The sequence below is a fragment of the Pseudomonas sp. RGM2987 genome (assembly GCF_022952855.1).
GTDB lineage: Bacteria > Pseudomonadota > Gammaproteobacteria > Pseudomonadales > Pseudomonadaceae > Aquipseudomonas.
On the sequence record NZ_JALJDX010000088.1, the window covers coordinates 1 to 9,020 of the forward strand.

Genomic DNA, 9,020 nt, shown 5'->3' on the forward strand with positions numbered 1-9,020 from the left:
AGCTTGCTCCCGCTGGGCCGGTCCGCGTTCGTGCGTAGCAGCCCCAAAGCTTGGGACCGCTGCGCGCTCCAGCGGGAGCAAGCTCCCTCGCCACGGGTCGGTGAAGCCTTAAGTGAACGGTATTGCTTGTGGGAGCGAGCTTGCACCCACAAGGATTGCGGCGAATATCTATCAGTAGTAAGCGTTTTCTTTCTGCGTGTGGTCGGTCACGTCGCGAACACCCTTGAGCTCTGGAATGCGTTCGAGCAAGGTGCGCTCGATGCCTTCCTTCAAGGTCACGTCGGCCTGGCCGCAGCCTTGGCAGCCGCCGCCGAACTGGAGCACGGCGATGCCGTCTTCCACCACGTCGATCAGCGAAACCTGGCCGCCGTGGCTGGCGAGCCCCGGGTTGATTTCGGTTTGCAGGTAATAATTGATGCGCTCGTTGACCGGGCTGTCGGCATTGACCATCGGCACCTTGGCGTTCGGCGCTTTAATGGTCAACTGACCGCCCATGCGGTCGGTGGCGTAGTCAACCACCGCGTCATCGAGGAATGCTTCGCTGAACGAGTCGATGTACGCGGTGAAGCTCTTGAGCCCCAGCGCGGTGTCTTCGGGTTTTTCTTCCCCGGGCTTGCAATAGGCAATGCACGTCTCAGCGTACTGGGTGCCGGGCTGGGTGATGAAGATACGGATCCCGATCCCCGGGGTGTTCTGCTTGGACAGCAGGTCGGCCAGGTAATCGTGGGCGGCATCGGTAATCGTAATGGCGGTCATGGAAACTCCTCGCAGGCTTGCCGGCAGTTTACGCCAATCATCGCGCCGGACAAAGTCCTAGTATTTTTGTCAGGAAAGCAACCGGCTCCTCGACCTTCGAAGCCGGACATTCAAATCAGAGATTCTGGTAGCGATTCATGTCCAGCACACCGGCTTCCAAGGGCTCCGTCTCGTGCATGTACTGGCTCAGGTCATGAAAGTAGAACCAGAACTGCGGATGACTGCGACGAACTCCCCAACGCTCGACAATCCGTTCGAACGCCTGCTCATCCTGGGCGCTTTCCATGGCGTCGACGAACGCCGGCACCTGCCCGGCCGGAATGTTAAAGATGAAATTCGGATAGCTGCTGAGCACGCCTGGGTACACCGTCAACGTGTCCAGCCCAGGCTGGTAACGCATTTGCTCACCCAGCAGGAACGCCACGTTGCTGTGGGCACGGTTGCGCATCAGGCTGTAGACCTCGCGCTGACCGCTGGCGGTTTCGATGCGTAGCATCGTCGCCTCCGGCAGCTGATTGATCACGCTGAGCCCTGCCGCCGGGCGCGACACCAGGCGACTGAGGGCCTGTTCGGCGTTCTGCAGGGTCGGGTCGATGTTCGGCCGCGAACAATAGGCGCCTTCACAGCGGTTGATCGGGTCTGGGCGCGCATTCAGCTCGCCGTACCGGGCCAGCAATTGCCGGGTGAAGTCGCGCATCGGGTCATGCTCGTCGAGCTTGAGCGCGGTCGGTTTGTCATCATCGATGGCCTCGTAATCGAGCCACATCTTGAATTTGCCACCGGCCTGGTACCAGTCGTCGAGAAAGTCCTCCCGGGAATCGGCCGGCATCAGCCGCAGGAAGTTCTGCTCCGCACCGTTGCGGATCAAGTCGAAGTACAGCCGAGTCTGGGCCTGGTGGGACACGTTGCCAAACACATCGAAATTCACCGCCAGCTGATAATAGGTGCGCTCCAGCAGCGGGAAGTCGAACAGCCACATCGTTTGCGGCACGTCACCGATCAGGCCCTTGGTCACCGAAGCACTGTCGAAATGCCGGAAGATGCTCAGCAGCGCGTTGTCGTTGCCGGCCCACAGCGTCGACCAGCTCGGGGCCGGTAGCTCGGCGTAATTGTCGCGGCGCAGGGCTTCGTACGCGTTGCGCTTGTCGCGATAATCGCGCCACAGGCTGAGAACGCTGCCAACATCGTCGTTTTGCCCAGGCATCGCCAGCAACGGCGTGGCCTGGCCACGATAGTTCGGGTCGGTGATGTACAGGTCATGCTCGGGGGCCTGGAACAACGCCCAGAAATTGTCGCGGATCACATCGGTCGCAATCTGGCCCCGGCACACCGGCCCACGAATGAACGTGCGCACGAAATACTCGGCGTTATCGAGCATGAACTGGTAACGGGCCTGCGCCGGGATCGCTTCAAAGGTCGAAAACGGATTGGCCCGGCGCTCCGGCCCGTAGCCCGGTAACGCCGTGACCTGCCATTTGCCGCTGTAGAACAGGCTCTTGATCCGCGCCATTTTCGCCGGGCTCAAGCCGTAGGTGATGTGGGTCTTGTGCACGATCACCCCCTGCACCGGCCAGAGCCGGTAATAGATGCGGGTGCCGGGATCGTCGTTCGGACGGCGGGTATTGATCAGGTCGATCGGCTGGCCGGTGGGCGTGCGCGAACGCACCCACTGGAAGAAGTGTCCCGGCTCGCCGTCCTTGAAATAGATGTGCGCCAGGTACAGATGCTCGAATAGCCAGCGCGCCACCAGGCTTTCCCGAGCGCCCGGGGCGTTGAACAGGTTTTCCCACTGCACCATCTGGAAGGCTTCGTCGGCACTCGGCGCCAGGGCCTGTTGATCGATGGGCGCACCGGCGGCCAGCCAGCGCTGCAAGGTCTGGTATTGCCGGTCGGTCAGGCCGGTGACGGCCAGGGGCATGCCTTCGCGTGGATGCACGGCGGCGTACTCGCCGAACTGGCCCGGCATCGCGCAGCTGTTGTTACGGCCCAGCCCGAGCACGACGTCTTCGGGCAGCTTGGCGTTGGGTACCAGCGGCGTGCTGTGGCCCAGTTCCAGCATCCGCGCCATCAATGAAGCCTGGCTGCCCTGAGCATCGAGCACCGAGTAGAAGCCCTTGCGCTGCCACGCGCGCTGGCCGGTGGCGTCATAGAACAACCGGGTCGGGACAGCCGCCACGCGCCGCTCGCCATCGTACACCGACAGCTTGCTCGCCCCCCGGGACGCGCCTTCGCCGCTGCCCAGGTTCAGTTGGCAGGCAGAGTCGTAGCAGGCATGACAGGCCACGCACTTTTGCGTGAAGATCGGCTGGATGTCGCGTGTGTAGGACAGCGCTGGGGACGGATCCTGGGCCACTGCAATAAAAGACCACAGCAGCAACAGACTGCCGACGAAGACGCGGTACGGCATGTCTTGGATCCTGGAAAAGAGTACGGCGATTCTACCGGGCCAGCATCCACTTGCAAACATGAGCGAGATTCATGCAAAAGCCGCCCATGATCAAATACCACACAGGTTTGCTATCATTCCGGCTTTCGTCATTGTCATTTTCCCAGGTAGTCCTATGTCTGATCGCAGCGCTCGCCTTTATCTTCTCCAGCAAGCCCTCAAGGAACGCATCCTGATCCTCGACGGCGGCATGGGCACGATGATCCAGAGCTACAAGCTGGAAGAACAGGACTACCGCGGCAAGCGCTTCGCCGACTGGCCGAGCGACGTCAAGGGCAACAACGACTTGCTGGTACTGTCCCGCCCGGACGTGATCGGCGCCATCGAAAAAGCCTACCTGGACGCCGGCGCCGACATCCTCGAAACCAACACCTTCAACGCCACCCAGGTGTCCCAGGCCGACTACGGCATGCAGGCACTGGCCTACGAGCTGAACCTGGAAGGCGCGCGCCTGGCACGCAAGGTGGCCGACGCCAAGACCCTTGAAACCCCGGACAAGCCGCGCTTCGTCGCCGGCGTGCTCGGCCCGACCAGCCGCACCTGCTCGCTGTCGCCGGACGTGAACAACCCCGGCTACCGCAACGTGACCTTCGACGAACTGGTGGAAAATTACACCGAGGCCACCAAGGGCCTGATCGAAGGCGGCGCCGACCTGATCCTGATAGAGACCATTTTCGACACACTGAACGCCAAGGCGGCGATCTTTGCCGTGCAAGGTGTGTACGAAGAACTCGGCGTCGAGCTGCCGATCATGATTTCCGGCACCATCACCGACGCCTCCGGCCGCACCCTCTCCGGGCAGACCACCGAAGCGTTCTGGAACTCCGTGGCCCATGCCAAGCCGATCTCCGTGGGCCTGAACTGCGCCCTGGGTGCCAGCGAACTGCGCCCGTACCTCGAAGAGCTGTCGAACAAGGCCAGCACCCACGTCTCGGCGCACCCGAACGCCGGCCTGCCCAACGAGTTCGGCGAGTACGACGAACTGCCGGCCGAGACAGCCAAGGTCATCGAGGAATTCGCCCAGAGCGGCTTCCTGAACATCGTCGGCGGCTGCTGCGGCACCACCCCGGCGCACATCGAAGCCATCGCCAAGGCCGTGGCCGGTTATGCGCCGCGGCAGGTTCCGGAAATCCCGAGGGCCTGCCGCCTGTCGGGCCTGGAACCGTTCACCATCGATCGCAACTCGCTGTTCGTCAACGTCGGCGAGCGGACCAACATCACCGGTTCCGCCAAGTTCGCCCGGTTGATCCGCGAGGATAACTACACCGAAGCCCTGGAAGTGGCGCTGCAACAGGTCGAGGCCGGCGCCCAGGTGATCGACATCAACATGGACGAGGGCATGCTCGATTCGAAGAAGGCCATGGTGACCTTCCTCAATCTGATCGCCGGCGAACCGGACATTTCCCGCGTGCCGATCATGATCGACTCCTCGAAATGGGAAGTGATCGAAGCCGGCCTCAAGTGCATTCAGGGCAAGGGCATCGTCAACTCCATCAGCATGAAGGAAGGCGTCGAGCAATTCATCCACCACGCCAAACTGTGCAAGCGCTACGGCGCCGCCGTGGTGGTGATGGCCTTTGACGAAGCCGGCCAGGCCGACACCGAGGCGCGCAAGAAGGAAATCTGCAAGCGCTCCTACGACATCCTGGTCAATGAAGTCGGCTTCCCGCCGGAAGACATCATTTTCGACCCGAACATCTTCGCCGTCGCCACCGGCATCGAAGAGCACAACAACTATGCCGTGGACTTCATCAACGCCTGCGCCTATATCCGCGACGAACTGCCCTACGCGCTGACCTCGGGTGGCGTGTCCAACGTGTCTTTCTCGTTCCGTGGCAACAACCCGGTGCGCGAGGCGATTCACTCGGTGTTCCTGCTGTATGCGATCCGTGCGGGCCTGACCATGGGCATCGTCAACGCCGGTCAACTGGAGATCTACGACCAGATCCCGGTAGAACTGCGCGACGCCGTGGAAGACGTGATCCTCAACCGCACCCCGGAAGGCACCGACGCCCTGCTCGCCATCGCCGACAAGTACAAGGGCGACGGCAGCGTCAAGGAAGCGGAAACCGAAGAGTGGCGCGGCTGGGAGGTGAACAAGCGCCTGGAACATGCGCTGGTCAAAGGCATCACCACCCACATCGTCGAGGACACCGAAGAGTCGCGCCTGTCCTTTGCCCGGCCGATCGAGGTGATCGAAGGCCCGCTGATGGCCGGCATGAACATCGTCGGCGACCTGTTCGGCGCCGGCAAAATGTTCCTGCCCCAGGTGGTCAAGTCCGCCCGGGTGATGAAACAGGCCGTGGCCCACCTGATTCCGTTCATCGAAGCGGAGAAAGGCGACAAACCGGAGGCCAAGGGCAAGATCCTGATGGCGACGGTCAAGGGCGACGTGCATGACATCGGCAAGAACATCGTCGGCGTGGTGCTGGGTTGCAACGGTTACGACATCGTCGACCTCGGCGTGATGGTGCCGGCTGAGAAGATCCTGCAAGTGGCCAAGGAGCAGAAGTGCGACATCATTGGCCTGTCCGGGCTGATCACTCCGTCCCTGGATGAAATGGTCCACGTGGCGCGTGAGATGCAGCGCCAGGACTTTCACCTGCCGCTGATGATCGGTGGTGCGACGACGTCCAAGGCCCACACGGCGGTGAAGATCGAGCCCAAGTACAGCAACGATGCAGTGATCTACGTCACCGACGCCTCCCGCGCCGTTGGGGTCGCCACCCAGTTGCTGTCCAAGGAGCTCAAGCCGGCATTCGTCGAGAAGACCCGCCTCGAATACGCCGACGTACGCGAGCGCACCGCCAATCGCAGCGCCCGCACCGAACGCCTGAGCTATCCGGCCGCCGTGGCGAAGAAGCCGCAGTTCGACTGGAGCGGCTACCAGCCAGTCAAGCCGACCTTCACTGGCGCCAAGGTGCTGGATGACATCGACCTGAACGTGCTGGCCGAATACATCGACTGGACGCCGTTCTTCATTTCCTGGGACCTGGCCGGCAAGTTCCCACGGATCCTCACCGACGAAGTGGTCGGGGAAGCCGCCACCGCGCTGTACGAAGATGCCCGGGCGATGCTGCGCAAGCTGATCGACGAAAAACTCATCAGCGCCCGCGCCGTGTTCGGCTTCTGGCCGGCCAACCAGGTGCATGAGGACGACCTGGAAGTCTATGGCGAGGATGGCAAGCCACTGGCGCGCCTGCATCACCTGCGCCAGCAGATCATCAAGACCGATGGCAAGCCGAACTTCTCCCTGGCCGACTTCGTCGCGCCCAAGGACAGCGGCGTAACCGACTACGTGGGCGGCTTCATCACCACCGCCGGCATCGGCGCCGAAGAAGTGGCGAAGGCCTATCAGGAAGCCGGCGACGACTACAACTCGATCATGGTCAAGGCCCTCGCTGACCGCCTCGCCGAAGCCTGCGCCGAATGGCTGCACCAGCAAGTGCGCAAGGAGCATTGGGGCTACGCAAAGGACGAACACCTGGACAACGAGGCGCTGATCAAGGAGCAATACACCGGCATCCGCCCCGCTCCCGGCTACCCGGCCTGCCCGGACCACACCGAGAAAGCCACCCTGTTCCGCCTGCTCGACCCCGAGGCCAGCGAACTCAAGGCCGGACGCAGCGGCGTGTTCCTCACCGAGCACTACGCGATGTTCCCGGCGGCGGCTGTCAGCGGCTGGTACTTCGCCCATCCCCAGGCGCAATACTTTGCCGTGGGCAAGATCGACAAGGACCAGGTCCAGAGCTACACCGGCCGCAAGGGCCAGGACCTGAGCGTGACCGAACGCTGGTTGGCGCCGAACCTGGGTTACGACAACTAACTAATAGGGGCCTGCAAACTTCAAAACGCAGGCTTATCCAGCGGCTACAGGGCGCCTGCCCTGTAGCCGCTGGGAATGCCTACGATCTTCCTTCTGTTCATTTTTTTATGGCGATGGATATATTGATCGGCAATTTCCAATCCGTGTCGGGCTTGCGAGCTTCTAATATCACCAAGCCGTTGTAATAGCCCGCTGGCAACTGCGTGTTGTCTGATGGGTAGTACTTGAGTTCAAGCTCCATCACAGTGCCCAGCCCGCATCCGTCGGAAGCGTTCATCATGCCCTTGCAGCCGCCAAGGTGACGAATACCGCGCAGGACCACGTCTACATCACGGCTGTTGGAATCTTTGAGGGATACCCTAAGGGGCGTCGACTGCGCGCCTGTGGAGGGAGCCAAGCTCGTCGGCCCAACCGTTGGAGATAGCGCGACGACTCCACCCACGAACCCTTGGAGGGGTATGCGCAGGCGAGCCGAGCTTTCTGTCGTATCTCGGGGAGCGCTGACAAGAATCATTCGTTCGCCGGGCAGCTCGGCGTTATATCCGGACAGTCGTGCCGTATTTTCTCGCCATACGCGGGCCATATCGGCTGTCTGCGCATTCCCCAATGGCAGGCCGTGCGTGTCGCTAACCGCCGGGGTTGAAAAATAAGGGGCGCGGCTCCCATAACACAAACTGGTTTTGGTCCTGCCATTATCATGGCCGAAATTGTAGTCGCGCTCGTTCTGGTCAAAACAATGTCTACCGCCGACATTGTGGGCGACCTCATGGGCAAAGTCGTCAAACCCAGATGACGCCCAAGCCAGTGCACTCGTATAGCCGGGCCGATATGCTCGCCCGGCAGTGCCGCCATCCCATCCACCATAGCCGGCATTCAGATCGGTTTTGTACAAGTTTCTATAAGGGGCCAGATGGCTCTGCCAGCCACTCAATCCAGCTCGTGAAGTATCAAAGGGCACATCAAATATATTAACTGCCGCCAACCGCAGGGAAACGCCTGTAACAAGCGAGTTTCGTAGCATGAGGTTTACCCCCTCCACCTGCATAAGCGCAAACGCTACAGGATCCACAGACATTTTGCTCAACGCATAGCTGGAATAGGCCATTAGCAGATCTACATAACGATGCTCTGCAGATATCGTCTCGGTACGCCCCATCGGTTCTCGAGTGTCAACGGTGTCTGATTCCTTGGAGTCGCTCCGCAGAACCGCCGTAAAGGTGCTGACACCTTGCCTATCTACACTTAGCAAACCGCGCTTGCCAGGCTCATCGATCCCCGCGATGACCGCACCTTCAGGCGACCTCACCACCACCAGCGCACCTGTCTCCCCATCGCTGGTGTATATATTCCCGCTTTCTACCGTATAGCCCTGCTCCACCTTGATTGCCGAACGCTCAAAGCGTGCACCGCCAATTGCATTGGCGTACAGACTGTCAGACGTCGGCTGTGGCGCATCCTCTTGGCTACCGTTTGCCACGCTACGACAACCGGTAGCCAACAAGCACAGAAAACAAATCAACGTAACCGCAAGCAAACGGTGTGAACCTGTTGCTGTGAACGAGTCTTGAATGCTCATGGCGCGGATCCCGGCAAAGGACTGGAGTCGTCACAATGACCCCGTCGCACCAGAACCGATACTGATAGAACTGACAGTAGGGACTATGCTTGTCCCCAAGACCCATGGCAGACGAGGGATATATGGACGATCCAGTCGACAACAAGCCGCCCACCCTGTGGCAGATGATGCACAGCGTGCTGGCCGCCGCGTTTGGCGTGCAAAGCGGGAAGAACCGCGCCCGTGACTTCACCCACGGCAAACCGAGCCACTTCGTGATGCTGGGGATCGCCTTCACGGTGATCTTCGCCCTGACGCTGTTTGGCATCGTCAAGCTGGTGGTGCATTTGGCGGGGTTGTAGCGCCATCTATCCGCAACACACAACCCTGTGGGAGCGGGCTTGCTCGCGAATGCGGTGGTTCAGTCAATATCAATT

At 61.0% G+C, this 9,020-nt stretch carries 5 protein-coding genes; 2 read left to right on the top strand and 3 right to left on the bottom strand.

The window, feature by feature from the left end; all coding sequences use genetic code 11:
- Positions 1-171: 171 nt before the first annotated feature.
- Both nfuA and RGM2987_RS01375 read right to left on the bottom strand, forming a co-directional pair.
- Positions 172-756, bottom strand: coding sequence for a Fe-S biogenesis protein NfuA (gene nfuA, locus RGM2987_RS01370; RefSeq protein ID WP_003182850.1), 585 nt, complete (start codon positions 754-756; stop codon positions 172-174).
- A gap of 115 nt (positions 757-871) precedes the next feature.
- Positions 872-3,163, bottom strand: a complete 2,292-nt coding sequence (locus tag RGM2987_RS01375) for a fatty acid cis/trans isomerase (RefSeq protein WP_245138325.1) — start codon at positions 3,161-3,163, stop codon at positions 872-874.
- Positions 3,164-3,317: 154 nt separating this feature from the next.
- Between RGM2987_RS01375 and metH the strand changes: the two genes are divergently transcribed.
- A complete protein-coding gene (gene metH, locus RGM2987_RS01380) occupies positions 3,318-7,028 on the top strand; it encodes a methionine synthase (RefSeq protein ID WP_245138326.1) in 3,711 nt (1,236 codons plus the stop codon).
- Positions 7,029-7,125: 97 nt separating this feature from the next.
- Here the strand turns inward: metH and RGM2987_RS01385 are convergent, their stop codons facing one another.
- Positions 7,126-8,604 (bottom strand): reprolysin-like metallopeptidase, encoded by a 1,479-nt coding sequence (locus tag RGM2987_RS01385; protein WP_245138327.1) that lies wholly within the window; start codon positions 8,602-8,604, stop codon positions 7,126-7,128.
- 122 nt (positions 8,605-8,726) lie between these two features.
- On the opposite strand from RGM2987_RS01385, the gene RGM2987_RS01390 reads away from it, so the two are divergent.
- Positions 8,727-8,945: a DUF2970 domain-containing protein gene (locus tag RGM2987_RS01390; protein WP_245138328.1), complete on the top strand. Its 219-nt coding sequence runs from the start codon at positions 8,727-8,729 to the stop codon at positions 8,943-8,945.
- The last annotated feature ends 75 nt before the right edge of the window (positions 8,946-9,020 follow it).

What these genes read in the sequence shown, in the direction of transcription:
- RGM2987_RS01385 (WP_245138327.1), bottom strand. Translation starts at nt 8,604, where the DNA reads ATGAGCATTCAAGACTCGTTCACAGCAACAGGTTCACACCGTTTGCTT.
- RGM2987_RS01375 (WP_245138325.1), bottom strand. Translation starts at nt 3,163, where the DNA reads ATGCCGTACCGCGTCTTCGTCGGCAGTCTGTTGCTGCTGTGGTCTTTT.
- metH (WP_245138326.1), top strand. Translation starts at nt 3,318, where the DNA reads ATGTCTGATCGCAGCGCTCGCCTTTATCTTCTCCAGCAAGCCCTCAAG.
- nfuA (WP_003182850.1), bottom strand. Translation starts at nt 756, where the DNA reads ATGACCGCCATTACGATTACCGATGCCGCCCACGATTACCTGGCCGAC.
- RGM2987_RS01390 (WP_245138328.1), top strand. Translation starts at nt 8,727, where the DNA reads ATGGACGATCCAGTCGACAACAAGCCGCCCACCCTGTGGCAGATGATG.